This window comes from Tsukamurella tyrosinosolvens (genome assembly GCF_900104775.1).
GTDB lineage: Bacteria > Actinomycetota > Actinomycetes > Mycobacteriales > Mycobacteriaceae > Tsukamurella > Tsukamurella tyrosinosolvens.
This window is the reverse complement of sequence record NZ_FNSA01000003.1, coordinates 4,480,227-4,504,464: the sequence shown is the minus strand read 5'-3', so window position 1 is coordinate 4,504,464 and position 24,238 is coordinate 4,480,227. Positions and strand designations below refer to the sequence as shown.

Sequence of the window (24,238 nt, the reverse complement as noted above, 5' to 3'; positions counted from 1 at the left end):
CATCGAGACCGTCGCCTTCGAGGCGTCGCCGCGGCCGACGATCGGCGTCGAGTGGGAATTCGCTCTCGTCGACCGGGAGACCGCGGACCTGGTCAGTAGGGCCGGGGAATTGTTCGACGGGATCCGTGCGGCGCACCCGGACATCGCGCCGCAGGTGCATTCCGAAATGCTGCGCAACACCGTCGAGGTGGTGACCGGCGTCTGCGAGAACACCGCGGAGGCGATGGCCGACCTGGCCCGCATCATCGCGGCGGTGCGGGAGACGTCCGACCCGATGGGCGTCGACCTGTTCGGCGCGGGCACCCACCCGTTCGCGCAGTGGAACGCGCAGCAGCTCACCGACAATCCGCGCTACGACGAGCTGATCGCCCGCACCCAGTGGTGGGGCCGGCAGATGCTCATCTGGGGCGTGCACGTGCACGTCGGCGTGAACCACCGCGACAAGGTGCTGCCGATCATCTCGGCGCTGCTCAACCACTACCCACACCTCCTGGCGCTGTCGGCGAGCTCCCCCATGTGGGGCGGCCACGACACCGGCTACGCCAGCACCCGCGCCATGATGTTCCAGCAGCTGCCCACCGCGGGTCTGCCCTTCCAGTTCGAGCGGTGGAGCGAGTTCGAGCGCTTCGTGCACGATCAGAAGACCACCGGGATCATCGACCACCTCAACGAGATCCGCTGGGACATCCGCCCCGCGTGCCACCTCGGGACCATCGAGGTGCGGATCTGCGACGGCATGTCGTCGTTCGCGGAGCTCGAGGCGGTCGTCGCCCTCATCCACTGCCTCGTCGTGTGGTTGGACGCACGGCTGGACGCGGGGGAGACCCTGCCGACGTTGCCGCCGTGGCACGTCCAGGAGAACAAGTGGCGCGCCGCGCGGTACGGCCTCGACGCGATCATCATCCAGGACGCGGACAACAACGAGCGCCTGGTCACGGAAGACCTCGAGGACCTGCTCGAGCAGCTCGCGCCCATCGCCGAGCGCCTCGGCTGCTCCCGTGAGCTGGCGGCCGTGGCGGACATCGCGCGCCGCGGCGCCTCCTATCAGCGGCAGCGTGCCGTCGCGGGCGGTGTCTGCAACGTGGACACCTATCGCGACGTGGTGCGGTCGGTGACGAGCGAGCTCGTGCTGCCGTAGCCGCTCTCCGGCGGTGTGACGCATAGACGCATGCGTCTTTGTTAACGAAAATGATTGTCGTTAACTTTGTCGCGTGCCCTCCACCCCGCTCGGCCGCCGCGCCGGCGCCTCGCCGCTCCTCCTCGCCGGAGCCCTCACTGCGGCCCTCGTCCTGTCGATGGCCGTCGCGGTGTCGCAGGGCGCGGCGACGGTGCCGCTCGACGACGTCCGCCGCCTGCTCTGGGCCGCGCTGACCGGCGGTGCCCTCGCCCGCGAGGACGCCTCGACCTACTCGATCCTCTGGGACCTGCGCGTGCCGCGCGTCCTGCTCGCCGCCCTCGTCGGCGCCGGCCTCGCGATCGCCGGCGTCGCCTGCCAGGCGCTCGTGCGCAATCCGCTCGCCGATCCCTTCATCCTCGGGATCTCCAGCGGTGCCTCCGTGGGCGCGAGCTTCGTCGTCACCACCGGGCTGGTCGCGGGCCTCGGTATCGCCGGCACCGCCGGGGCCGCCTTCGCGACGGCGGTGCTCGCCTCGCTCCTCGTCTACCTGCTCAGCCGCACGTCCGACGGTGCCCTCAGCCCCGTCCGGCTGGTGCTCACGGGGGTGGTGCTCGCCTTCGCCTTCCAGGGCCTCGCCGGCGCGATCGTCTTCTTCGACCCCGTCGGCGACGCCGCGCGGTCCGTGATGTTCTGGCTGCTGGGCGGGCTCGGGGGAGCGCAGTGGTCCGTGCTCCCGCTCGTCGCGGCGACGGTGGCGGTCTGCGCCGCGATCACCGGGCGCCTCGCGGGCGTGCTCGACGTCCTGGCCCAGGGCGACGAGGCCGCCGCCGCCCTCGGCCTCGATCCGCACCGCGCCCGGCGGATGCTGTTCGTCGTCATCGTGGTCATGACCTCGGTCCTCGTCGCGGTCGCGGGCACCGTCGGCTTCGTCGGCCTCGTGGTCCCGCACGCCGTCCGGATGATCGTCGGCCCGGCCCACCGGGCGGTGCTCCTGCTCGCCCCGCTCGTCGGCGCGCTGCTGCTGGTGTGGGTGGACCTGCTGAGCCGGTTGGTGGTGGCGCCGCGCGAGCTGCCGCTGGGCATCGTCACCGCGCTCGTCGGCGTCCCCGTCTTCGTCGTCCTCCTCCGGCGCCGCGGCGGGCTCCTGGGCGGCGCGGCATGAGGATCGAACTGGATCGGATCACCGTCGACCTGGGCGCAAGCCGGGTGCTCCACGACGTCTCCCTCGACATCGCCGCGGGCGCGCACGTCGGGCTGATCGGGCCCAACGGCAGCGGCAAGTCGACCCTGCTGCGCTGCCTGTACCGCGCGATCACCCCGGCCTCCGGCTCCGTGCGGATCGGGGGCACGGAGCTCGGCGCGCTGCGCCGCCGCGACGGCGCCCGCCGCGTCGCCGCGGTCACCCAGAGCGAGACCGGCCACCTCGGCTTCACGGCGGGTGAGACCGTCATGCTCGGCCGGTTCGCGCACGGCGACGCCGGCAGCGCCGTCGCGGCGCGGGCCTGCGAAGCCGCGCTCGCCGCGGTCGGCGCCACCCACCTGCGGCACCGCAGCGTGCTGGGGCTGTCCGGCGGCGAGCGGCAACGCATCCTCATCGCGCGCGCCCTCGCGCAGGACACGCCCGTCCTCCTGCTCGACGAGCCGCTCAACCACCTCGACGTCCGGCACCAGCTGGACCTGCTGCGCCTCCTGCGGGCGACCACCAAGACGACCGTCACCGCCATCCACGACATCGACCTCGCCGCGCAGAGCTGCGACCGCCTCGTGCTCCTCGACGGCGGGCGCGTCGCCGCCACCGGTACCCCGGCCGAGGTCCTCACGGCCGACCGGATCGCCGAGGTCTACGGCGTGCGGCCGGTGGTCGCCGCGGGGTCGTCCGGCCCGCCGCGCATCCGCTTCGAACTGTAGAACCCCGACCGATCGAAAGGATCGACCGATGCAACCCCGTTCCCTGCTCGCCGCGGCCGTCGCGGCGAGCACGCTGCTCACCGGCACCGCCTGCGGCGCGCGCCCCGCCGAACCCACGACGGACCTCGTCGACGTGACCAACTGCGGTGTGCGGCAGCAGTACCGGTCGCCGACCGCTGCGGTGCCCTACGACGTCTCGGCGATCGAGAAGATGTTCGCGCTCGGGCTCACCGACCGCATCAAGGGCATCGTCCTGCCGAAGACGGTGCACGGCGTGATCGCGAAGTCCCCGTACCGCGATGAGTACGCCAAGGTCCCGATCCTCAGCGACGGCGTCCTCACCCAGGAGCCGCTCGTGGCCGCCAAGGCGGACTGGGTGTTCGCGGGCTGGCAGGCGGGGTTCAGCCCCGCCCGAGGCGTCACCCCGGAGTCTCTCGGAAAGCTGCGGATCGACAGCTACATGCAGGAGGAGACCTGCTACAACTACGGTGACAAGCCCGCCGCGCGGGCGGCGAACCCGTTGGCCGACACGTACACCGACCTCACCAACCTCGGCGCGATCTTCCGCGTGCCGGACCGCGCGGCGAAGCTGGTCGACGACCTGCGGGCCCGCGAGCGCGCGCTGCAGGAACGCGCCGACCGGAAGAGCGTGAAACCGTCGGTGTTCGTCTACGACTCGGGGACGGCGGAGCCCTACACCGCGGGCCGCCGCGCCGCCGCCGACCAGGTGGTCTCCCTGGCCGGTGGGCGCTCCGTGACGCACGACGTGGACGGCCGCTGGACCTCGGTCGGCTGGGAGTCGGTGGTGCAGGCCCAGCCGGAGGTGATCGTCATCGTCGACTACGACAAGCAGCCCGCGCAGCAGAAGATCGACTACCTGCGACAGTCGTCGCCGATCAAGGACTCGCCCGCGGTGCGGGAGAACCGCATCCGGGTGGTGGACTACGCCGAGCTGGTCGCCGGCCCGCGCAACCTCGACGCCGCCGCGGCGCTCGCGGACTACCTGGAGCAGAGTGGGGCGGCCCGATGACCGCACCCGGCTCCGCACCCGAATCCGTCGCCGACGTCCTGGATCTCGCGCGCGAGGTCGCGGACGACGCGGTCGCTCGCAGTGTCTTCTTCGTCGCGCACGGGACCCGCCTCGCCGGCAGCGACCAGCGGTACCGCAACCGCTACGTCCTCGTCCGCGTCGGAGACTCCTTCGGCGCCTGCGCCTTCGAGGAGGGCGAGCTCGACCCGGACGTCGCGGACCTGTCCGGCGAGCCCCTGGCCGCACTGCTCGACCACGCCGCGCAGCCCCTGCGGATCGCCGCCGCCGACGCCGCGCTCGGCGCCGCGGCGCCGCACCGGGACGACCCGCGCGCCGAGCTCCGGACGCTGCCCACCGGCACCCCCGACGTCCGGGCCGTCGCCCGTGACGCCGCGGTCGCCGAGCTGCTCGCCGTCGCCCCCGGGACGCGCGTCGCGCTGATCGGCGTGGTGAATCCCCTGGTGGCCGCCATCCGCGAGCGCGGAGCGGAACCGCTGCTCGCGGACCGGAACCTGGAGCGGACCCACTGGGGCGACCCCGTCGCGGACGACCACCGCGCGGTGCTCGCCGGGGCCGACGCGGTGCTCGCGACCGGGATGACCCTGGGCAACGGCAGCTTCGACGAGATCCTGGCGGCCTGTCGGGAGCGGGACGTGCCGCTCGCGGTGTACGCGCAGAGCGGCGCCGCCGTCGCCCGCGCGTTCCTCGGTGCGGGTCTCACCGCCCTCTCGGCCGAGCACTTCCCCTTCTCGCAGTTCTCCGCGGACGCCTCGCCGATGTACCTGTACCGGAGTGCCCCGTGAGTGCGGCCGCGGATCGGCCGTTGCCCGATCGGGTACTCGTCCGCGCGATCTGGCCGATGCTCGCCGCCGCCGCACTGGGGCTCGTGCCGTTCACCGTGATGGCGAACTTCCTCGTCGCCATCGCCGCCGACGCGCACGCGGGCGTCGACCTGATCGGCGGCCTGCGGGGCCTCGGCGGGGTCGCGGCCCTGCTGGTCGGCGTCGCGGCCGCGCCCCTGCTCGACCGGCTCTCGCGCTCGTCGGTGGCGGCGCTCGCGCTGCTCGTCCTCGCGCTGGGCTGCGGGCTCGCGCTCCAGGGCAGCACCGTCGCCTGGATCGCCTTCTGCCTGCTGATCGGTGCCGGCACGGCCGTCCTCAACCCGGCGGTGTCCGCGATGGCCGCCGACCGGTTCGATTCCCCGGCGGCCTCCGCCCGGGCCGCGACCCTGGTCTCGTCGACCATGACGCTGACCGCGGTCCTCGCCGCGCCGGTGCTCGCGCTGCCCGCCGTGCTGTGGGGGTGGCGCGCCGACATGGCCGCCACGGCAGTGGTGCTGCTCGTGGTCGCGGTCCTGGTGGCGCGGCGCCGCGACCCCCGCGGCGGGCAGACGTCGGTGAGCTACCTCCAGGCCTTCCGCACCGTCCGGTCGATCCCCGGCGGCCTGGACACCCTGGCCGTCTCGCTCCTGCGCACCCTCGCCTTCATGGGGTCTCTGGCGTACATCGCCGCCGCCTTCGGTGAGCGCTTCGGGATCGGGACGGGCTGGTTCTCCCTCGTGTGGGCCACCTCCGGCCTCGCCTTCTTCCTCGGGAACTTCCTGGGCGGCAGGGTGATGCAGGACCGCGGGGCGGACCGCCTGCTCGGCACGGTACTCGCCGCGATCCTCGTCGCCGCCGTCGCGATGGTCGCCCTCTACACCGCGCCCCACGTCGCCGTCGCATGGCCGATGGTCGCCCTGGTCTCGGCCTCGCACGCCGTCATCGCCGCCGCGGTGACCACCACCCTCGTGCGGGGCGCGGGGCCGGTGCGGGGCACCGTCCTCTCGCTCAACGGGGCCGCGCAGAGCGTCGGCGTCTTCGCGGGCGCCTCCCTCGCCGGCGGCGCCCTCGCGCTCGGCGGCTGGACGGGCGTCGGCCTCGTCCTGGGCGGCGCCACGGCGCTGGCCGCCGTCTTCGCCCGGCGCGCGCTGCGCGGCGCCCGCACCGCGGAGGCCGTCGGATGAGCATCCCGCGCACCGGTTCCCGCGGACGTGGCGTGGGCCGGAGCACGGGCCACCACGGCGAGCTCCTGCAGGGCCGGTTCCGCTGCCGCGTCCAGGGCGAGTGCCCGGGGCTCGTGACGGTGCCGATCGGCACCGTCGGATCCGTGGCGGTCTTCGCCCCGGACGCCTCCGGCGCCGTGCGGGCACGGACCACCGTCGGCGAACGCGACCTGGACAAGGCGCGCAGGGCGGCCGAGGCCACGCTGGCCCACTTGCGGGAGCACGACGCGCTCCGATGTACCGGCGGCGAGCTCCGCATCGCGCGGACGACGGCCGTCGGACTGGGACTGGGGTCCTCGACCGCCGACGTCCTCGCGGCGGTCCGCGCCGTCGCCGACTGCGCGGACGTGGAGCTCGACGCCGACACCGTCGCGCGGCTCGCCGTCGCCGCGGAGGGGGCCTCCGACCCGCTGTGGGCGGACCGGCCGATCCTGTTCGCGCACCGGCACGGTCACGTCATCGAGGACCTCGGGGCCGCGCTGCCCCCGATGCTGCTGGTGCGGTGCGTGCTCGGCGGCCCCGTCGACACCCTGACGCTGCGGACGGCCGGCGACGGCGACGTGGGGGAGTACGAGGACCTGCGCGCCCGCCTGCGTCGGGCGGTCGCCGCCGGGGACGCCGCCGCCGTGGCCGCCGTCGCGACCCGCAGCGCGCTGCTCAACCAGACCCGCCACTACAAGCCCGGCCTCGAGCGCTTGATCGCCGCCGCCGAGCGCGGCGACGCGCTCGGCGTCCAGGTGGCGCACTCCGGGAACGTCGCCGGCCTGCTCTTCGAGCGCGAGCACCCGCGGGAGCGCCTGCGGCGCACCTGCACCCGCGTGCGCGCCGTGGGCTTCCGCGTGGACGACGCCCCGATCGCGATCGGCGGTGCCGCGTGAGGATCCACGGCCACATCGCCGAGGCGCTGAGCCGTCCGGCCCTCCTCCGCGGCGCGCACGACCGGTACCTCCTGCGGTTCGAGTCGATGAAGGTCGCCTCCGCGCGAGCCGCGCTGCGCGCCGCCCTCGACGCGGGCCGGGTCCGGCCGGGCGGCACTGTCATCGACTCCTCGTCGGGCATCTACGCGTACGCGCTCGCGCTGGCCTGCCACGAGGCCGGCGTGCGGTGCCGCATCGTCGGATCGACCACGATCGACGAGGGCCTGCGCGTCCAATTGCTCGCCCTGGGAGTCGAACTCGAGCAGATGCCGCCGTCGGCCTCGCTCAAGCTCGACCAGGACCGCCGCGTCCGTCGCATCACCGAACTCCTCGCGCAGGACCCGTCGCTGCACTGGATGCGGCAGTACCACGACCCGGTGCACTACCTCGGCTACCGGGACATCGCCCGCGCAGCGGCGGCCCAGCTCGCCGCGGAGGGCGTCGCCTCCGTGCGGCTCGTCGCGCCCGTCGGCTCGGGCGTGTCCAGTGGCGCGCTGCGGCTCGGCCTCGAAGAGGCGGGGCTGGCCGTGCAGCTCGTCGGGGTGCAGCCCTTCGGCAGTGTCACCTTCGGCGCCGAGCACGTGGAGGACCCCGCCATGCTCATCGCCGGCATCGGCTCGTCGATCCCGTTCGACAACGTGCGGCACGGGCTCTACGACGTGATCCACTGGGTGTCCTTCGAGGTGGCCCGCGCCGGCACCCACCGGCTGCTCCGCGAACACGCCCTCTTCGCCGGGCTCTCCTCCGGCGCCGGGCACGTCGTCGCGGGGTACGAGCAGGGCCACGGCGACCCGGTCGACGCCACCGTGCAGGTGCTCCCGGACACCGGGCACCGCTACCTGCGCGCCCTGGCCGAGCACACCGAACCGGCGGAACCGGTGCGGCCGCGACTCGTGGACGACCCGTCCGGCATCGCGCTGCCGTGGTCGCGGATGCGCTGGTCGGGGCGCGACCGGGCGTGACCCGGGGGACCGGCGGCCGTCAGTCGCGGCTGCCGGTCTCCATCTGGTCCGGATCGATGGTGCTGTCGCGCAGCCGCTGCTCCTGGTAGGCGACCCGGCCCACGCGATGCGCGACCGCGGGCGCGGTGATCATGGTGAACAGCCCGGCCAACACCAGCATCCAGACGTCGACCGAATCGGTCATCCGCACGATCGCGCCGGCGAGCAGCAGCAGCATGCCGAGGGTCTGCGGCTTCGTCGCCGCGTGCATGCGGGTCAGCGTGTCCGGGAACCGGATGATGCCGATCGCGGCGGTCACCGCGAAGACGGCGCCCGTGAGGAACAGGATCGAGGAGACGACGTCGACGATCATCGCAGGCCCCCGTTCCGCGGCGCGATGTCCGGCGTCTCGTCGGGCGGCGACGGCGCGGTCCCCGCATCGTCGGGCACGCGGAACCGCACCACGGAGACCGAGCCGACGAAGCCGATCAGCGAGAGCGCCACGATGCCGGGGATGACCGACGAGTTGCGGCTGTACGCCGCCCACACCGCGAGCCCGCCGACGGCGATCGCGACGAGCGCGTCCACCGCGACGACGCGGTCGAGCGTGTTCGGGCCGCGCAGCAGCCGGTAGGCGGTGAGGAAGGCGGCGGCCATGAGGATCACGCCGGTGATCACGAAGACGACGGTCACGGCTTCTCCTCTCCCTCGGTGGTCTGCGCCTTGCGGTAGGCGATCTCCGGCGCCGCCATGCGGCGCGCATCGCCCGCCAGGCCGCGGGCGCCGGGCGTGACGTGGTGGAAATCGTCGTCGTCGATGCCGTGCATCGGGCTGGCGTGCCACTCGTTGTCGCGCTCGAAGGCGTTGATGAAGAGCCGCTCGAGGCGGGCGGTGCTGCGGTAGAACTGCCGCACCGCCTTCTCGCTGCTCACGTCGACGACGTGCACGTACAGCAGGCGCCGCTTGGTGTCGATCTCCAGCACCATCGTGCCCGGGATCAGGTTCATCATGTCGACCAGCAGCGTGAGCACCAGGTCGGACTTGATCGAGACCTTCGCCCGCAACACGGCGCTCAGCGGCATCGACCCGGGCCGGATCGCGAGCCAGGCCACCTCGATCGAGGACCGGAACATCTCCACGAGGAAGACGCCGATCAGCTTGAGCAGCGAGCCCAGGTGCACGCGGCCCTCGACGGGCACGGGCGGCAGGGGGAGCAGCAGCAGGATCGCGAGGCCCACGAGGAGGCCGCCCGCGATGTTGCCCCAGGTCACGCTGCCCCACAGCATGACCCACACCGCGTCGAGCCACAGCAGCTGCGCGACCTTGACCCCGACGGCGCGGCCGTCGCGCAGGTCGGGCAGGATCCGCGTCACGAGTCGCCTAGCCATGCGCGCCTCCCTGCGGTCCGACGGTGACGGGCGCACCGTCGGGCGTCTTGAGCTTCTCCAGAGCCTCCGGGCCGAGCACGGCCTCGATGTAGTCCTCCCGGCCGATGAGCTGGGTGGCGGCGCGGTCGGTGACGTCGAACATCGGGCCGGCGAAGATCGCGAGGATCAGGCCCACGGCGAGGAGGCCCGCGGTGGGCGCGACCATGCTCATCGGCATGCGGCCCGGGTCCTCGCGGTCGGCGAACTCGATGACGTCGGCGTCGTCGAGCAGCGCCTCCGGGTGCGCGACGGCCAGCTGCCCTTCGGGGGCATCGGAGCGGGGGCGCCAGAAGGCCTTCGTCCACACGCGGATCACCGCGTACAGGGTCAGCAGGCTGGTGATCACGCTGCCCGCGACCAGCACCCACGCCAGCACCGAGCCCTCGCGCACACCCGCCTCGATGAGGCCGACCTTGCCGACGAAGCCCGAGAACGGCGGGATGCCGCCGAGGTTCAGCGCCGGCAGGAAGAACAGGATCGCGAGCACCGGGCTGGCCGCGGCGAGGCCGCCGAGGCGGCGTAGCGAGGCCGCGCCCGCCTGGCGTTCGATGAGGCCCACCACGAGGAACAGCGTCGTCTGCACGAGGATGTGGTGCACCACGTAGTAGATCGTCGAGCTCAGGCCCAACGGCGTCGACAGCGCGATGCCGAAGATCATGTAGCCGATGTGGCTGACGAGCGTGAACGACAGCAGCCGCTTGATGTCGGTCTGCGCGATCGCGCCGAGGATGCCCACGATCATCGTGAGCAGGCCGGCGATCATGAGGACGTCGTCGAGCGCGCCGCCCGGGAACATGAGCGTGTGCGCGCGGATGATCGCGTACACGCCGACCTTGGTCAGCAAGCCGGCGAAGACCGCGGTGACCGGCGCGGGTGCCGTCGGGTACGAGTCCGGCAGCCAGGTCGACAGCGGGAACACCGCCGCCTTGATCCCGAACGCCACGAGCAGAACCGCGAACAGCGTGGTCGTGGTGCCCGACGGCAGGTCCTGCAGCTTGATCGCCATGTCCGCGAGGTTCAGCGTGCCCGTCGCGAAGTAGGCGTAGGCGATGCCCAGCAGGAAGATCACCGAGGAGACCATCGAGACCATGACGTACGAGACGCCGGCCCGGATGCGGTCGGCGCTGCCGCCCACCGTCAGGAGCACGAAGGATGCGGCGAGCAGCATCTCGAAGGAGACGAACAGGTTGAACAGGTCGCCCGCGAGGAAGGCGTTGCACACGCCCGCCGCGAGGATCAGGTAGGTGGGGTAGAAGATCGAGACGGGCTGGTGCTCGTCGCCGTCGCGGATACCCTGGCCCACCGAGTACACGAGGACGCCCAGCAGCACGATCGCCGAGACCAGCACCATGAGCGCGGCGAGCTGGTCCGCGACGAGGGTGATGCCGAGCGGCCCGCCCCCGCCGTCCCGGTCGCCCCAGCCGCCCACGTGCAGCGCGACGGTGCCGTGCCGGTCCGTGTAGTAGAGCATCAGCGCCGCGACGGCGACGATCGCGATGAGGGAGACCAGCGAGATCAGCCGCTGCAGCCGCGGGTGCCGGCCCATCACCATGGTGATGGCGGCCGCGACGATCGGCAGCACCGTCGGCAACGGGATGAGGGCGAGCATCGTCGATTCGGTCATCGCCCGCCCCCCTTCTCGTCCTGCTCGCCCGGCGGGAGCTGCTTCTCCCGCGGCACGCTGGGCAGCGGCAGCGCCCCGGTGTCGACGACGTCGACGCGGGCCTGCTTGAGCTCCTCGGGGGAGAGCAGTTCGCCGTCGGGGCCGTAGGCGTCGCCCAGGGCCGACGGTGCGCCCGTGATCGGGTCGTCCGAGGCGTCGTAGTCCGGATCGTCGGCCGCGACGTCGACGTCGCGCTCGAGGACCTTCGTGTCCTCGGGGTCGTCGTCGACCTCGTCGTCGGTGTTGATCGTGAAGGAGCGGTAGGCCAGCGCGAGGATGAACGCCGCCATGCCCATCGTGATGACGATGGCGGTGAGGATCATCGCCTGCGCCAACGGATCCGCCTCCGTGAGCCGCCCCTCCGAGAAGTACCCGACGATGGGCGGGTTGCCGGGCGGGGAGGACAGCGCGAGCAGGAGCAGGTTGACCGCGTTGCCGAACAGGATGATGCCCATCAGCATGCGGGTGAGGCTGCGGTCCAGGAGCAGGTACACGCCGGTGGCGACCATGACGGCGATCGCGGCGAAGAGACCGATGTCGACGATCATCGCGCGCCACCCCCCGACTGGACGGGCAGGGGCGAGGTCATGTCGGCGGGGGATCCCTCCAGGTCGAGTCGTGCTCCCAGGCTGCGCAGGACGTCGAGCACCAGGCCCACGACGATGAGGTACACGCCGGCGTCGAAGATCAGCGCAGTCACCACCTTGACGTCACCGAAGACCGGCAGGGTGAACTCGAAGGCGACCGACGACATGGCCGGCGCGCCCGCGAGCAGCGAGACGATGGTGCCGCCCGCCGCGAGGAGCAGGCCCGTGCCGAGGATCCGGCCGGCGTCGAGCGGGAGGGCCTCGCCGATCTCGTACCGGCCGCCCGCCAAGTAGCGCAGCACCAGCGCGAGGCCGGCGGTCAGGCCGCCCGCGAAGCCGCCGCCCGGCGCGTTGTGGCCGGCGAAGAAGAAGTAGACCGAGACCACCATGATCGTGGGGAACGCCATGCGCGAGGTGATCTCCAGGACCAGCGAGCGGTGCCGCGGATCGCGGAGCGCGCTGCCCCGCAGCCAGGTGGTGCCGGGCGCCGCGGCGGCCGCGGCGGCGGCCTCCGCGCTCACCCGCGGCGCCGAGCCGAAGCGGCGGTTGCGGAAGACCAGCGAGGCGACGCCCGTCGCCGCGACCAGCAGCACCGAGATCTCGCCGAAGGTGTCCCACGCGCGGATGTCGACCAGGATCACGTTCACCGTGTTGTGGCCGTAGCCGAACTTGTAGGCCTGCTCGGGCAGCCGGTCCGCGACGGGCGCGGCGACCCGTGCCGCGCGCGCCGCGATCGCCACCACGACGACCATCGCCGCCACCGCGATGCCGAGCAGCGCACGGGCCACCCGCGACGGGCGGCTGCCGGTGATCGGCGCCTCGGCGGGCAGCTTGCGGAGCACCAGCACGAAGACCACCAGGGTCAGCGTCTCGACGAGGAACTGCGTGAGGGCCAGGTCGGGGGCGCCGTAGATCGCGAAGATCACGCCCGTGCCGTAGCCGGTGGCGCCGACGACGAGCACCGTCGCCAGGCGGTTCCGCAGCAGGACGGCGGTGAGCGCGGCCGCACACATCAGCAGCGAGATCGCCAGGAACAGCGGCGAGGCCTCGACCCGCAGGTCGGGCCGCGCGCGGGTGCCGAACGCGAGGACCAGCAGCGGCAGCAGCACCAGCGTCAGCAGGATCGTGCCCTGGGTGAGCGGCAGCGAACCGCGCTGCGTGCTCTGCGTCATGCGCAGCGACAGCACGTCGGCGCCGCGCAGGGTGGCGTCGTAGAGCCGGTCCGCGTTGCCGAGCAGCACGCTGTTGCGCTGGCGCAGCCGCGAGAAGGGGCTGTGCGGCTGCACGATGACGATGCCCGTCGCGATGATGAGCGTGGTCAGCAGGAGCGGCAGCGTGAACCCGTGCCACAGCGCGAGGTGGTACGGGTCCTCGGCGGGCGGGAACGAGGTGTCGGGGTACTCGGCGAGCACGTGATCGATCCAGGGCGAGAAGATCCCGTCGATCAGGCTGAGCACGGCGAGCAGCGCGGGGCCGGCCAGGAAGAGCGGGCTGATCGCGTGCATGTTCTCGACGGCGCTCGTCGGCTTCGCCTGGCCTTTGCGGCCGAACGCGCCCCACAGGAAGCGGATGCTGTAGGCCACCGTCAGCGCGGAGCCGGCGCACATGCCCACCAGCAGGATCACGGGGAGCGGCGACGGCAGCGAGGCGTGCAGCATCGTCTCGAGCGCGGCCTCCTTGCCGACGAAGCCGTACAGCGGCGGGATGCCGGCCATCGACGCCGCGGCCAGCGCCGCGATCACGGCCAGCACCTTCTGCCGGTCGCCGAGGCGGGCCAGGCGCCGGATGTCGCGCGTACCGGTGGCGTGGTCGATGATGCCGACCACCATGAACAGCGTCGCCTTGAAGAGGGCGTGCGCGGTGAGCATCGTCATGCCCGCGAGCGCCACGTTCCGCTCGCCCGTGCCGACCAGCACCATGAGCATGCCGAGCTGGCTGACGGTGCCGAAGGCCAGGATCAGCTTGAGGTCGAACTCCCGCAGCGCGCGCCAGCCGGCCAGGATCATCGTGAGGATGCCGAGGCCCAGCACGATCACCCGCCACGAGGTGAGGTGCGCGAAGGCGGGCGCGAGCAGTGCGACGAGGAAGACGCCGGCCTTCACCATCGCCGCGGCGTGCAGGTAGCCGGAGACGGGCGTCGGCGCGGCCATGGCGCCGGGGAGCCAGAAGTGGAAGGGCACGATCGCGGACTTGCTGATCGCGCCGACGAGGATGAGCACGACGCCCACCTCGACGCCGATGGAGATCGTCGACGGGTCGCCCACCGCCCGGGAGATGACCTCGGAGAACAGGTAGGTGCCGTAGTGCTCGCCCAGCTCGATGATGCCGACCAGCATCGCGAGGCCGCCGAGGGTGGTGACGAGCAGCGCCTGCGTGGCGGCACGACGGCTGGTGGCGCGCTCGGCGTAATAGCCGACGAGCAGGAAGCTCAGCACCGAGGTGAGCTCCCAGAAGACGTACATGACCAGCATGTTGTCGCTGACCACGAGGCCGAACATGACGGCCATGAAGGCGACCAGCTCGGCCGCGAAGGTGGGCAGCTTGCGGGTGTTCGAGACGCCGGTGAAGTAGCCGGCGCAGTACACCAGGATGACCGCGCCGATGCCCAGCACGAGGACGGACATGACCGCGGCGAGCGGCGTGAGCCGCAGGTCGACGTTCATGTTCAGCGCCGGAACCCACTGCAGGGACTCGGTGCGGTCGGGTTCGCCGGAGACGGGCCAGACGGTGATGATCCAGACCAGCGCCGCGGCGGGGGCCAGGGCGAGCGAAAGGAATCCGCGCGCGCCGAAGCGGCCGACCACGATCGGTGCGGCTAAGGTCGCCAGTGACAAACAGACAAGGATGACAAGCAAGGGCACTCCGTCCTTTGTGAGCGGGGTGTCGTTCTTTTCGAATTCTACCGGTAGGGATGTCGGGAGCTGCATGGACCAGTTGACGGATCGTCCGACGACTTCGACGGGGCGCGGTTCGCGCCTCGCGCGCGGGGTGCTCAGCGCCCTCGCGGCGGGGGCGCTGCTCCTCGGCGCGGCGGGTTGCGGCGACGAGGCCAAGGACACCCCGGCGGCCACCGTCACCCTGCCCGCGTCCTTCCCGAAGGCCGACGTGCCCATCGTCGACGGCAATCTCATCGACGCGGGGGAGCGGCAGCAGGGAGGCGTCACCGTCTACAACGCGACGGTGCAGGCGGGCGACGGCGGCTTCGACGCGGCGAAGAAGAAACTCACCGACGCCGGCTACATCGCGCTCGGCGCCGGCGCCGGCGCTCCCGACAACGCCACCCAGTCCGCGCAGTTCTCCGGCAAGGGCTACGTCGTCACCGTGAGCTCCGTCCAGGCCGGCGCCGTCCCGAACGCCGTCTTCTACTCGGTCAGCAAGGTCTAGCGCCTTCACAAACCCGCTCGAAACTCGATCGCGGCGAAGTATTTTCGTCCTGACCTCGCTGAACGACGGTTTCGGACGATACTCCTCCACAGATGTGGGTACCTAACGTGTTCTGTCCACAGGGAGGCTTCGGGGCGGACGGATCAGGGCGGGACCACCGGCACGATCGGCCCATGAGCAGTCACGACCGGATCGCCGCGCTCGCCGCGGTCAATGGCGGCGTCGTCTCCCGCAGGCAGCTGGTCAGGGCGGGCGTGGACGCCGCGGACGTGGACGAACTCCGACGGCGCACGGCGCTCGGGGTGATCCGCCGCGGCTGGTACGAGACCCCCGGTGCGGACGCGGCAGTGGTCGCAGCGGTGCGGGCCGGCGCGACCGTCGCGTGCGTCTCGGCGCTCAAACATCGGCCGGGGGTCTGGATCCCGCCGCACCAGAATCGGCTCCACACCCGATGGTCCCGCTATCGGGGCAGACCGAGGTTCGATCATCAGTGCCGCGCCCACCGCACGCTGGCGACACCGATCACCGCGGTCGACGCCTTGCCCGAGGCGCTGATCTGCGCGGCCAACTGCCTCGACCCGGACATGTTCGTCGCCGTCGCGGATTCCGTGCTCCGGCTGACCCCGACCGTCGACCTCGCCGACATCCGGCAGTGGTTCGACGGCGCACCGGTTCGGACGCTTCGACTGCTCGACCACCTGGATCCGGCGGCCGAGTCGGGCACGGAATCGGTCGTGCGGTATCGGCTGCGCCGCGCGCACATCGGGGTGCGGACCCAGGTCGTGATACCCGGCGTGGGCAGGGTGGACCTGCTTGTCGGAGACAGGCTCATCATCGAGTGCGACAGCGACGGTCATCACAACGGAGCGCGGCGGAAGGCGGACTGCAGGCGCGACCGCACCTCGACGGTCGGCAATTACCGCGTGCTCCGGATCGACTACGACGAGGTGATGGACGATCAGGAATGGGCGGCGTTCCTCCAGGAAGTCCTCGCCCTGGTTCGCAAGGGACGACATCGTGGCACTACCGACTTCTGAAACCGGGCTCGATTTCGGTCGCGATCGGAATGCTTCGCCCAGGCCGCTCAGGAACGCGGTTCCGGAACGGTCTACGTCGCCCGACGGTCCGCGTACGCCTGCAGGTCCGCGACCTGCGCGGGGTCCAGCGACGGGCGGACCGCCTGCCGCGCGGCCTCCACGTCCGCCGCGCTGACCGTCGCCGCGTCCAGGTCGCGCCGCATCGCGGTGAGCGCGGCCTCGCGCAGCAGGGCGCTGCAGTCGGCGGCGGAGTAGCCGTCCAGCTGCTCGGCCAGCGCCGGCAGGTCCACGTCGTCGGCCAGCGGGATCGACCGCGAGCTGGTCTTCAGGATCTCCGCGCGGGCCTCGGCGTCCGGCGGCGGCACGAAGATCAGCCGCTCCAACCGGCCGGGTCGCAGCAGCGCGGGATCCACGAGGTCGGGGCGGTTCGTCGCGCCCAGGACGACCACGTCGCGCAGGGGCTCGGCGCCGTCGAGCTCGGTGAGCAGCGCGGCGACGACCTTGTCGCCGACGCCCGAGTCCGACGACTGGCCGCGCCGCGGCGCGAGCGCGTCGACCTCGTCGAGGAAGATCAGCGACGGTGCGCTGCCCCGCGCCCGCGCGAACAGATCGCGGACGGCCTTCTCCGACTCGCCGACCCACTTGTTCATCAGCTCCGCGCCCTTGACCGCGTGCACCGACAGCTGCCCCGACGCCGCGAGCGCGCGGACCACGAAGGTCTTGCCGCAGCCGGGCGGGCCGTAGAGCAGCACGCCCCGCGGCGGCTCCACGCCGAGCCGCGCGAACGTGTCCGGGTGGCGCAGCGGCCACAGCACGGTCTCGGTGAGGGCCTGCTTGGTCTCGACCATGTCGCCGACGTCGTCGAGCGTGATCGACCCGACCGAGACCTCCTCCGTCGCCGACCGCGACACCGGCCGGATCACGCCGAGCGCCCCGAGCAGGTCGGGCTGGGTGATGGCGATCCGCTCGTCGGTACCGACCACCCGCGCCGCGGCACGCAGCGCACCCTCCCGGCACAGGGCCGCCAGGTCGGCGGCCACGAAGCCGGGCGCCCGCAGCGCGACCTCGTGCAGGTCCAGGTCGACGGTAGGTGCGTCGCGCAGCAGCAGGTCGAGCAGCTGCTCGCGCTGCTTCGCGTCCGGGAGGTCGACGGTCACCGTCCGCTCCGCCAGGTCGGGCTCGCGCAGCCGCGAGTCGAGTTCGCCCGGCGCCGAGGTGGTCGCGAGCAGGGCGACGCGGGGCGTCGCGACGGCCCGCCGCAGCTCGTCGAGGATCATCGTCGAGACGGGCTCGCGGGTCGCGGGCAGCAGCGCCTCGACGTCGCGGACCAGCAGGGCGGCGCCGGAACCCGTCTGGTCCGTGTCGCCGGCGCCGCCGGCGGCCGCCTCCCGCACGCGGGTGACCGCGCTCCGCACCCGCTCCAGCCGCGCCTGCGGTTCGAGCGCGCCGGTCAGCGCACCGTCGAGTTCGACGAGCGGCCGCGGCGACACGACGGACCGCGCCACCGTGGCCTTGCCGCCGCCCGTGGGGCCGGTGATGAGCACGCCGAGGCGGGCGGGCGCGCCCAGCTTCTCCAGCAGCTCGGGCTCGTCGAGCGCGAGGGACAGCCACTCGGTGAGGCGGCGGACCGCGCCGTCGGCGCCGACCAGGTCGGCGACGGGCCGCACCGCCGGCGTCTCGACGTCGGGCACCTCCTCGGTGAACGTCGGGACCTCGGCGACGCCGGACGACGCGGCGGCCGGAGCGGCGGGCACGGCGGCTCCGTCGTCGTCCGCCCACAGCACCGCGGAGTTCGGCTGCACGGAGACCGGCCCCGGCGACGGGTCGACCGCGACCACCGTGAGCAGCTCGTTCGTCCACGTGATCCCGACGAGGCGCGACAGTTGCTGCACCGCGTCCGCGGTCGACGTCCCGGGCCCGAGGTCGCGGGGGAGGAGCGAGACGCTGTCGCCGGGCATCATCACCTTCCCGAGCAGCGCCTGCCGCAGGGCGGCACCGTCGAGCGCGTTGCGGGTCAGCGCGCTGCCGCGCAGCAGCACCCGCTTCGCGCCGTAGACGGTGGCGGGCGTGATCACGACGGTCGCGTCCTCGCGGAGGCCGCAGTTGGTGATGGTCAGCTCGTCGAGGAGGGCGACCCCCGGAGCGGAACCCGCGGGCGCCGCGGCGACGACCGCGGCCGTGCGCCGTGCGCCGAGCAGCTCGATCCCGTCCCACTCGCGCAGGCCGAGCGCCGCGAGGGCCTCGGGATGGATCCGGACGATGCCCCGTCGCGCCTCGAGGGCAGAGGTCTGCAGGCGGACGGTGAGCGAGAGGTTCGACACCCGCTCCACACTAGTTCGCCCCGCCGCGCGGCGACGGGTTCAGCGGCCCTCAGTCCTCGCGGGTCGGGCGGCGCAGGCCCAGGCGGGCGGCGGTCCGCCGGCCACCCCGGCCGGCCGTCGCGGCGCGGCGGTGCGGCCGCACCGGGCGGCGCTGCTCGCGGCGCATCGCGCGACGTTCCGCGGGCTTGCGGTCCCAGGCCTCGGGCCGGGCGGTGACCCACCGCTTGGACCGCCACGCGAACGGGATGTGCAGCAGGTAGAGCGCGATCACCAGCAGCAGCGCGATGTACGGGTAGGTGAGGATCAGCGCCGCCAGGCCCGCGACCGCGACGAGCACGCCGGCGGCCTTCGCGGGCTGCACCGTCATGGTCTTGAAGCTGGACGTGGGGATCCGGGAGACGGTCAGCGCGGCGACGAACAGCGTCCACGCCGCGACCATCGGGGTGCTGACCCACCAGCCGTCGCCCCACTCCTGCTGCGCGGCCAGCGGGGCCAGGACCAGCAGCGCGCCGGCGGGCGCGGGCACGCCGACGAAGAAGTCCTTGGTGTACGCCGGCGCGGTCGGGTCGGCGGCGAGAGTGTTGAACCGGGCCAGCCGCAGCACCATCGCGACGACGTACAGCAGCGCGACGATCCACCCGGCGGGCGAGCCGGGGAAGCACACGAAGTACAGGATCAGCGCGGGGGTGACGCCGAAGTTGATGGCGTCCGCCAGGGAGTCCAGCTCGGCGCCGATCCGGGTGGAGGCGCCCAGGAGCCGCGCGACGCGGCCGTCGAGGCCGTCGAGGATCGCGGCGATGACGACCAGCATGATCGCCAGGTCGACCTTGCCGTCCGCCGCGAACCGCACGCCCGTCAGGCCCGCGCAGAGCGCGGCCACCGTCAGCATCGACGGCAGGATCATGACGCCGACGGGGCGGTGCGGCGCGGTGGACGAGTCGGTCACGGCAGGCGCGCGATCACGGTCTCGGCGGCCACCGCGCGCTGGCCGCTGTAGACGGTCAGCTCGGTGCCGGCGGGGAAGTACGTGTCGACGCGGGAACCGAACCGGATGATGCCGTAGGTCTCGCCCAGCTCGAGGGTGTCGCCGGGCGCGCAGTCGGTGCGGATCCGCCGCGCCACGAGGCCGGCGATCTGGACGACGCCGACGGGCCCGTGCTCGGTGGCGAGGCGCACCGAGTTCCGCTCGTTCCGGTCGCTGGCCTCGGGGAGGTCGGCGGGGAGGAACTTGCCGTCGGTGTGCACCACGGAGTCGACGACGCCGGCGAGCGGCGCGCGCTGGACGTGCGCGTCGAACACCGACAGGAAGATCGACACCCGGGGCAGCGGCGCGTCGCCGAGGCCCAGCTCGCGCGGCGGGACGTGCTCGTCGACGAGCGTCACCTCGCCGTCGGCCGGTGCCACCGCGACGCCCTCGGCGGTGGGCGTCACGCGGGCGGGATGCCGGAAGAAGCCGGCGCACGCGGCCGCGGTGATCAGGGCGGGAACCCGGATCCAGCTCTTGCGGTAGCCCACCGCGGCGACCCCGAGGGATCCCGCGATGAACGGGGTCCCCGCGGGGTGCAGCGGCGGGACGGTGTGCCGGATGAGCTCGGTGATGTGCTCGATGCCGGAGGTGTGCTCGGTCAGATGCCCGTCGACCGGCGTGCGTGGGCGGCGCGCCACCTGACGTCCTCTCTGTTCGCGTTCATGTCGGGGGACATTCTGTCACCCGACGGTGCGATCACTTGCGCCCGGTGACCAGCTTCACTGCTCCGATCACCACGCACGCGCCGACGAGTGCGGTGACGAAGGTGAGGAACCAGCCGAACGCGCCGGTCTGCACGTCGAACAGGCGCAGCACGTAGCCGCCCAGCCAGCCGCCGATGACGCCGGCCAGGACGTTCTTGATGATGCCCATGTCCTTGTCGGTGCCCATGATCTTGCTGGCGATCCAGCCGGCGATGCCGCCGATGATGATCCAGGCGAACCAGCCGGGGCTGAAGTTGGCCGATGCGAGCATGACGGTGTCTGCGTTCTGCGCGACCATGAATGTCTCCTCGTTAGTCGTTCAGGAGAATCAGTTCCACCGGGGTCCCCGCGGCCAGATGCTCGACCTCGGCGGGGACGTCCAGCAGGCAATCCGCCTGTGAAAGCCATCGTAGGTAGTGCGAACCCGGCCCGCCGAGAACCGAGACCGAATCGGTACCGTCGGCGTTCCTCGTCAGGAGTCCCCGCAGGTACTGGCGTTTTGCCGGGATCGAGTCCACGGGCTCGGCGAGCCGCGCGACGCGTCGGGGGCGGTCGGGCAGGCCCATCGCCGCGCGCAGGGCGGGCCGCAGGAAGACCTCGAAGGAGACCAACGCGCTCACCGGGTTGCCGGGGAAGGTCACGAACGGGACCTGCACTCCCCCCAGGTCGACGGTGCCGCAGCCCTGCGGCATGCCGGGCTGCATCGCGACCTTGACGAAGTCGACGCCCCGCGACGCGAGCGCGTCCTTGACCACCTCGAAGGCCCCGGCGCTGACGCCGCCGCTGGTGACGACCAGGTCGACGCCGCCCGCGGAGATCCGCTCGGCGAGCCGGGCGAGGAAGGCATCGGCGTCGTCCGCCACGAACCGCACGACCTCCGCGGTGGCGCCGGCCTCACGGATGGCGCTCGCCAGCATGGGTGCGTTGGACTCGTAGATCTGCCCGGGCCGCAGCGGCGTGCCCGGTTCCACCAGCTCGGAGCCGGTGGACAGGACGGCGACGTGCGGCGGCGCGAGCACGGGCACCGTCGTGAGGCCGAGGGCGGCCGCGAAACCGACGACGGCGGGCCCGACGGTCTCGCCACCGCGCAGCGCGACGTCGCCGGCCCCGATGTCGCTACCCGCAGCGCGGAAGAACCGGCCCGGCTCGGGCGCCTCGTCGATGCGGACCCGCTCGATGCCGCCGTCGGTCCGCTCGACGGGGACGATGGCGTCGGCACCGTCGGGCACGGGGGCGCCGGTCATTATGCGGCACGCGGCCCCGACGGGGAGCGCGGGCACATCGGTGCGGCCGGCGGGCACGTCGAAGGCGACGGGCAGCACCTCGCCCGCGACGGCGTCGGCGGCGCGGACTGCGTACCCGTCCATCGCGGAGTTCGTGAACGGCGGCAGTGAGAGCGGCGCGGGCACGTCGCGGGCGAGGACCCGGCCGAGGGCGTCCGCGACCGGCACGTCGACGGTCCGTGGCGCGGGAACCAGCGCGGCGACCGCGGCCCGGTGCTCGTCGACGGGCCTCACGCGCCGGCCAGCCGGGTGAGCAGCAGCGCCTCGGCCAACGCGGTGCGGCGCAGCTCGGCGGGGTCGACGGACTCGTTCGGAGCGTGGATGCGGCACTGCGGCTCCTCGACGCCGAGCAGCGCGATCTCGGCCTGCGGCGCGGCTTTGCGCAGCTGCGTGCACAGCGGGATCGAGCCGCCCTGGCCGCTGAAGGCGACCTCGGCACCGTCGTACGCCTCGACGAGGGCCTCCTGCAGCACCCGGTAGGCGGGGCCGGTGGTCTCGGCGGCGAAGGGCTCGCCCACGGACTCGACGGTGGCGTCCACGTGCGCGCCCCACGGGGCGTGGTGGGTCAGGTGCGCGACGAGGAGCTCGCCGGCGTGGCGCGGATCGGTGCCCGGCGGCACCCGCAGGTTCAGCAGGGCCGCGGCGCGGGGCTGGATGGCCGCGGCGGCGGTGGCCGTCGCGGGGGCGTCGATTCCGATGACGGTGACCGCGGGCCGCGCCCACAGCTGGTCGGCGATGGCACCGGAGCCGAGGATCGCGGCATCGTCGTAGATCGCGGCGTCGGCGGCGAACTGCGCCGCGTCGTAGGGCTCCCCGGCCCAGCGCGCGGAGCTGTCGAGCCCGTCGATCGTGGTGTTGCCGAAGCCGTCCCGCAGCGTCGCGAGCAGCGCGATGAGGGCGGCGATCGCGTCGGGGGCGGCTCCGCCGAAGGCGCCGGAGTGCAGGTCGGAGGTGCCGGTGCTGAGCTCGACCCGCACGCTCGCGACGCCGCGCAGCGAGGTGGTCAGCGTCGGCCGGCCGACGGCGACGTTGCCGGTGTCGCCGATGACGATGAGGTCGGCCTGCGCCAGCTCGGGGCGCTCGGCGACGAGGTCCTCGAGACCCGCGCCGCCGCCCTCCTCGGAGCCCTCGATGATGATCCGCACGCCCACGGGGAAGGTGCCGTCGTCGCCGCGGACGGCCCGCAGCGCGGTCAGGTGCGCGACCAGGTTGCCCTTGCAGTCGGCGGCCCCGCGGCCGTACCAGCGGTCCGCGCCGTCGGGGCCGGGGCGCGTGGTGAGGGTGAACGGGTCGGATTCCCAGGCGTCGCGCGGGCCGGGCGGCTGCACGTCGTGGTGGCTGTAGAGCAGCACCGTCGGGGCGCCCTCGGGCGCGGGCGCGTGCCCGACGATCGCGATCGACCCGTCGGACGTGGTGACCTGCTCGACGCTGCCGATGCCGGCCTCGGTGAGGGCCTTCGCCACCCACGCCGCCGACGCCGCGTTCGGCTCGGCCCCGAACTCGGGGGAGTCGTGCACGGACGGGTGCGCGACCAGCTCCGCCAGGTCCGACCTGGCCCTGTCCATCAGCTTCTCGACGGTGTCCCGCAGGTTGCGCTCGGTCATCGGCTCACCTTAGCGCGGCTTAAGTACGCGGCAGGCCGGTCGTGGTTCACTTGTGTGAACTCTTGGAGGAGGAATCCATGCTGCGTAGGTCGCTGTGCGCACTGGGGGCAGCGCTGCTGCTCGGGGGCTGTTCGACGACGGTGCCCGGTTCGCCCGTCGCCGACCCGTCGGGAGTGCCCAAGCCGGACACGGGGTCGTACGCGACAGCGCCGCGCCAACTCGCCGCCATGACGGAGAAGATGTACATCGCGGCGGAGGCGTTCCGCATGGTCGAGATCATCCCGATGGCGACTGAGGTCGACCCCGCACTTCGGTACGGCGGGCGTCCGTCGGTGGGACGGATCGGGACGACTGTGAAGTCGGCGTTCGGGGACGGCGTGGGCGTCGCCGTGGCCGATATGGAGGTCGGTGCCTACATCTCGGCGGACGATAAGGCGCCGGGCTCCGACGCGAAGACGTCGAGGAGTCTGGTCACCGGGGTGTTCCGGTTCAAGGATGAGGCCTCAGCGCGCGCGGCGGTGACGAACCCGGCGGTCCTCGCGCCTGACAAGGGATTCGCGTCCGACACGCAGACGCCGAAGAAGCCGGAGACGATCCCGGGCTACTCGGAGGCGACTGCGTACTCGAAGACGATCGGGGACTCGAGCTCCCGGGCCGGGCTCCTCGCGAGCGGGCGATATGTGATCGCCGCGTGGACCAACAGCTCCGTCGACCTGATCAAGAAGTACTTCGACCTGCAGGTCAAGTCTCTCGTCGGCTTCGTGCCGACGCCGGCCGACAAGTTCTCGACGCTCACTCGCAAGGACGAGGACCTGCTCCGGTACACCCTCGTGGAGCAGTCGCCGACGGTGTACGAGACCACGTTCTCGCCGCGGGGCTACGCCCGGTTCGCCTCGGACACGACGGGTGCGACGGGAGATTTCGACGCCACGGGGGTCGACCGGATCGCGAACGCCGGCAACGTCGTCTACCGGGCGCGCGATGCCGCAGGTGCATCGCAGCTCGCCGTCAAGTTCATCGCTGAGAACACGCGCTTCTACCCCGGAGGCGAGTCCTCCACGGTGCGGGGCGTTCCGGGCGGCCGATGCCGCGCGTTCCCGCAGTACACGGGCTCGAAGGACAAACGGACGTACTGCGTCGTGCCGGTGGGGCGGTACCTCGCGGAGGTCAGCGACATGCAGGAGGCGAGGGCGAAGCAAGCCATCGGCGCCTCGTATCTGATTCTGCAGCAGGCGAAGTGAGGT

The 24,238-nt window shown here is 72.7% G+C and carries 23 protein-coding genes; 11 read left to right on the top strand and 12 right to left on the bottom strand.

Annotation, left to right across the window (positions count from 1 at the left end; genetic code table 11):
- Position 1: 1 nt before the first annotated feature.
- The 8 genes from BLW32_RS24360 (at position 2) to BLW32_RS24325 (ending at position 7,978) form a co-directional block, all read left to right on the top strand.
- Complete coding sequence (locus BLW32_RS24360) at positions 2–1,138, top strand: glutamate--cysteine ligase (protein ID WP_068741653.1); 1,137 nt, start codon at positions 2–4, stop codon at positions 1,136–1,138.
- Positions 1,139–1,211: 73 nt separating this feature from the next.
- Positions 1,212–2,279 (top strand): FecCD family ABC transporter permease, encoded by a 1,068-nt coding sequence (locus BLW32_RS24355; protein ID WP_068522917.1) that lies wholly within the window; start codon positions 1,212–1,214, stop codon positions 2,277–2,279.
- Positions 2,276–3,025 (top strand): ABC transporter ATP-binding protein, encoded by a 750-nt coding sequence (locus tag BLW32_RS24350; RefSeq protein WP_068522916.1) that lies wholly within the window; start codon positions 2,276–2,278, stop codon positions 3,023–3,025. The genes BLW32_RS24355 and BLW32_RS24350 overlap by 4 nt, the downstream gene beginning before the upstream one ends.
- Positions 3,026–3,053: 28 nt before the next feature.
- A complete protein-coding gene (locus BLW32_RS24345) occupies positions 3,054–4,055 on the top strand; it encodes an ABC transporter substrate-binding protein (RefSeq protein WP_068741399.1) in 1,002 nt (333 codons plus the stop codon).
- The gene (locus tag BLW32_RS24340) at positions 4,052–4,858 is read left to right on the top strand and encodes a Rossmann-like domain-containing protein (RefSeq protein ID WP_068741400.1); all 807 of its coding nucleotides are present in this window, start codon (positions 4,052–4,054) and stop codon (positions 4,856–4,858) included. The genes BLW32_RS24345 and BLW32_RS24340 overlap by 4 nt, the downstream gene beginning before the upstream one ends.
- Before the next feature lie 20 nt (positions 4,859–4,878).
- A complete protein-coding gene (locus tag BLW32_RS24335; RefSeq protein WP_231857360.1) occupies positions 4,879–6,060 on the top strand; it encodes an MFS transporter in 1,182 nt (393 codons plus the stop codon).
- On the top strand, positions 6,057–6,977 hold the full coding sequence (locus BLW32_RS24330) for a GHMP family kinase ATP-binding protein (protein WP_068522913.1): 921 nt from the start codon (positions 6,057–6,059) through the stop codon (positions 6,975–6,977). Before BLW32_RS24335 ends, BLW32_RS24330 begins: the two co-directional genes overlap by 4 nt.
- A complete protein-coding gene (locus BLW32_RS24325; RefSeq protein WP_068741403.1) occupies positions 6,974–7,978 on the top strand; it encodes a pyridoxal-phosphate dependent enzyme in 1,005 nt (334 codons plus the stop codon). The genes BLW32_RS24330 and BLW32_RS24325 overlap by 4 nt, the downstream gene beginning before the upstream one ends.
- 19 nt (positions 7,979–7,997) lie before the next feature.
- Here BLW32_RS24325 and mnhG read toward each other — a convergent pair whose 3' ends face one another.
- The 6 genes from mnhG to BLW32_RS24295 are packed head-to-tail and all read right to left on the bottom strand — an operon-like array spanning position 7,998 to position 14,489.
- Positions 7,998–8,330, bottom strand: coding sequence for a monovalent cation/H(+) antiporter subunit G (gene mnhG, locus BLW32_RS24320; protein ID WP_068522911.1), 333 nt, complete (start codon positions 8,328–8,330; stop codon positions 7,998–8,000).
- On the bottom strand, positions 8,327–8,650 hold the full coding sequence (locus tag BLW32_RS24315) for a monovalent cation/H+ antiporter complex subunit F (protein WP_068522910.1): 324 nt from the start codon (positions 8,648–8,650) through the stop codon (positions 8,327–8,329). The genes mnhG and BLW32_RS24315 overlap by 4 nt, the downstream gene beginning before the upstream one ends.
- Entirely contained in the window at positions 8,647–9,345 is a 699-nt protein-coding gene (locus tag BLW32_RS24310) for a Na+/H+ antiporter subunit E (RefSeq protein ID WP_068741404.1), read from the bottom strand. The genes BLW32_RS24315 and BLW32_RS24310 overlap by 4 nt, the downstream gene beginning before the upstream one ends.
- On the bottom strand, positions 9,338–11,008 hold the full coding sequence (locus BLW32_RS24305) for a Na+/H+ antiporter subunit D (RefSeq protein WP_068741405.1): 1,671 nt from the start codon (positions 11,006–11,008) through the stop codon (positions 9,338–9,340). Before BLW32_RS24305 ends, BLW32_RS24310 begins: the two co-directional genes overlap by 8 nt.
- Positions 11,005–11,595, bottom strand: coding sequence for a Na(+)/H(+) antiporter subunit C (locus BLW32_RS24300; protein ID WP_068522907.1), 591 nt, complete (start codon positions 11,593–11,595; stop codon positions 11,005–11,007). The genes BLW32_RS24305 and BLW32_RS24300 overlap by 4 nt, the downstream gene beginning before the upstream one ends.
- Positions 11,592–14,489: a Na+/H+ antiporter subunit A gene (locus BLW32_RS24295; protein WP_068741654.1), complete on the bottom strand. Its 2,898-nt coding sequence runs from the start codon at positions 14,487–14,489 to the stop codon at positions 11,592–11,594. Before BLW32_RS24295 ends, BLW32_RS24300 begins: the two co-directional genes overlap by 4 nt.
- Positions 14,490–14,559: 70 nt before the next feature.
- On the opposite strand from BLW32_RS24295, the gene BLW32_RS24290 reads away from it, so the two are divergent.
- Complete coding sequence (locus BLW32_RS24290; protein WP_083379603.1) at positions 14,560–15,018, top strand: hypothetical protein; 459 nt, start codon at positions 14,560–14,562, stop codon at positions 15,016–15,018.
- Positions 15,019–15,191: 173 nt separating this feature from the next.
- Complete coding sequence (locus BLW32_RS24285) at positions 15,192–16,055, top strand: type IV toxin-antitoxin system AbiEi family antitoxin domain-containing protein (RefSeq protein WP_068741407.1); 864 nt, start codon at positions 15,192–15,194, stop codon at positions 16,053–16,055.
- Between the two features lie 71 nt (positions 16,056–16,126).
- On the opposite strand, the gene BLW32_RS24280 is transcribed toward BLW32_RS24285, so the two are convergent.
- Genes BLW32_RS24280 through BLW32_RS24255 form a run of 6 tightly spaced genes read right to left on the bottom strand, consistent with a single transcriptional unit; the run spans position 16,127 to position 22,994 of the window.
- Positions 16,127–18,376, bottom strand: coding sequence for an AAA family ATPase (locus tag BLW32_RS24280; RefSeq protein ID WP_068741655.1), 2,250 nt, complete (start codon positions 18,374–18,376; stop codon positions 16,127–16,129).
- Between the two features lie 49 nt (positions 18,377–18,425).
- Positions 18,426–19,280 (bottom strand): CDP-alcohol phosphatidyltransferase family protein, encoded by an 855-nt coding sequence (locus BLW32_RS24275; RefSeq protein ID WP_068523298.1) that lies wholly within the window; start codon positions 19,278–19,280, stop codon positions 18,426–18,428.
- Between the two features lie 38 nt (positions 19,281–19,318).
- Positions 19,319–20,041, bottom strand: a complete 723-nt coding sequence (locus BLW32_RS24270) for a phosphatidylserine decarboxylase (RefSeq protein WP_068522903.1) — start codon at positions 20,039–20,041, stop codon at positions 19,319–19,321.
- Positions 20,042–20,099: 58 nt separating this feature from the next.
- Entirely contained in the window at positions 20,100–20,405 is a 306-nt protein-coding gene (locus tag BLW32_RS24265) for a GlsB/YeaQ/YmgE family stress response membrane protein (protein ID WP_082791358.1), read from the bottom strand.
- Positions 20,406–20,418: 13 nt separating this feature from the next.
- Positions 20,419–21,624, bottom strand: a complete 1,206-nt coding sequence (gene moeA, locus BLW32_RS24260) for a molybdopterin molybdotransferase MoeA (protein WP_068741408.1) — start codon at positions 21,622–21,624, stop codon at positions 20,419–20,421.
- Positions 21,621–22,994, bottom strand: a complete 1,374-nt coding sequence (locus BLW32_RS24255) for a M20/M25/M40 family metallo-hydrolase (RefSeq protein ID WP_068741409.1) — start codon at positions 22,992–22,994, stop codon at positions 21,621–21,623. The genes moeA and BLW32_RS24255 overlap by 4 nt, the downstream gene beginning before the upstream one ends.
- A 77-nt stretch (positions 22,995–23,071) precedes the next feature.
- Between BLW32_RS24255 and BLW32_RS24250 the strand changes: the two genes are divergently transcribed.
- Complete coding sequence (locus BLW32_RS24250; protein WP_139286308.1) at positions 23,072–24,235, top strand: DUF7373 family lipoprotein; 1,164 nt, start codon at positions 23,072–23,074, stop codon at positions 24,233–24,235.
- Positions 24,236–24,238 lie beyond the last annotated feature (3 nt).

Excerpts from the sequence above, each read along its gene's own strand:
- BLW32_RS24250 (WP_139286308.1), top strand. The coding sequence starts at position 23,072 with ATGCTGCGTAGGTCGCTGTGCGCACTGGGGGCAGCGCTGCTGCTCGGG.
- BLW32_RS24275 (WP_068523298.1), bottom strand. The coding sequence starts at position 19,280 with ATGATCCTGCCGTCGATGCTGACGGTGGCCGCGCTCTGCGCGGGCCTG.
- BLW32_RS24285 (WP_068741407.1), top strand. The coding sequence starts at position 15,192 with ATGAGCAGTCACGACCGGATCGCCGCGCTCGCCGCGGTCAATGGCGGC.
- BLW32_RS24350 (WP_068522916.1), top strand. The coding sequence starts at position 2,276 with ATGAGGATCGAACTGGATCGGATCACCGTCGACCTGGGCGCAAGCCGG.
- BLW32_RS24265 (WP_082791358.1), bottom strand. The coding sequence starts at position 20,405 with ATGGTCGCGCAGAACGCAGACACCGTCATGCTCGCATCGGCCAACTTC.
- BLW32_RS24305 (WP_068741405.1), bottom strand. The coding sequence starts at position 11,008 with ATGACCGAATCGACGATGCTCGCCCTCATCCCGTTGCCGACGGTGCTG.
- BLW32_RS24300 (WP_068522907.1), bottom strand. The coding sequence starts at position 11,595 with ATGATCGTCGACATCGGTCTCTTCGCCGCGATCGCCGTCATGGTCGCC.
- mnhG (WP_068522911.1), bottom strand. The coding sequence starts at position 8,330 with ATGATCGTCGACGTCGTCTCCTCGATCCTGTTCCTCACGGGCGCCGTC.
- BLW32_RS24330 (WP_068522913.1), top strand. The coding sequence starts at position 6,057 with ATGAGCATCCCGCGCACCGGTTCCCGCGGACGTGGCGTGGGCCGGAGC.
- BLW32_RS24340 (WP_068741400.1), top strand. The coding sequence starts at position 4,052 with ATGACCGCACCCGGCTCCGCACCCGAATCCGTCGCCGACGTCCTGGAT.
- BLW32_RS24310 (WP_068741404.1), bottom strand. The coding sequence starts at position 9,345 with ATGGCTAGGCGACTCGTGACGCGGATCCTGCCCGACCTGCGCGACGGC.
- BLW32_RS24255 (WP_068741409.1), bottom strand. The coding sequence starts at position 22,994 with ATGACCGAGCGCAACCTGCGGGACACCGTCGAGAAGCTGATGGACAGG.
- BLW32_RS24345 (WP_068741399.1), top strand. The coding sequence starts at position 3,054 with ATGCAACCCCGTTCCCTGCTCGCCGCGGCCGTCGCGGCGAGCACGCTG.
- BLW32_RS24290 (WP_083379603.1), top strand. The coding sequence starts at position 14,560 with ATGGACCAGTTGACGGATCGTCCGACGACTTCGACGGGGCGCGGTTCG.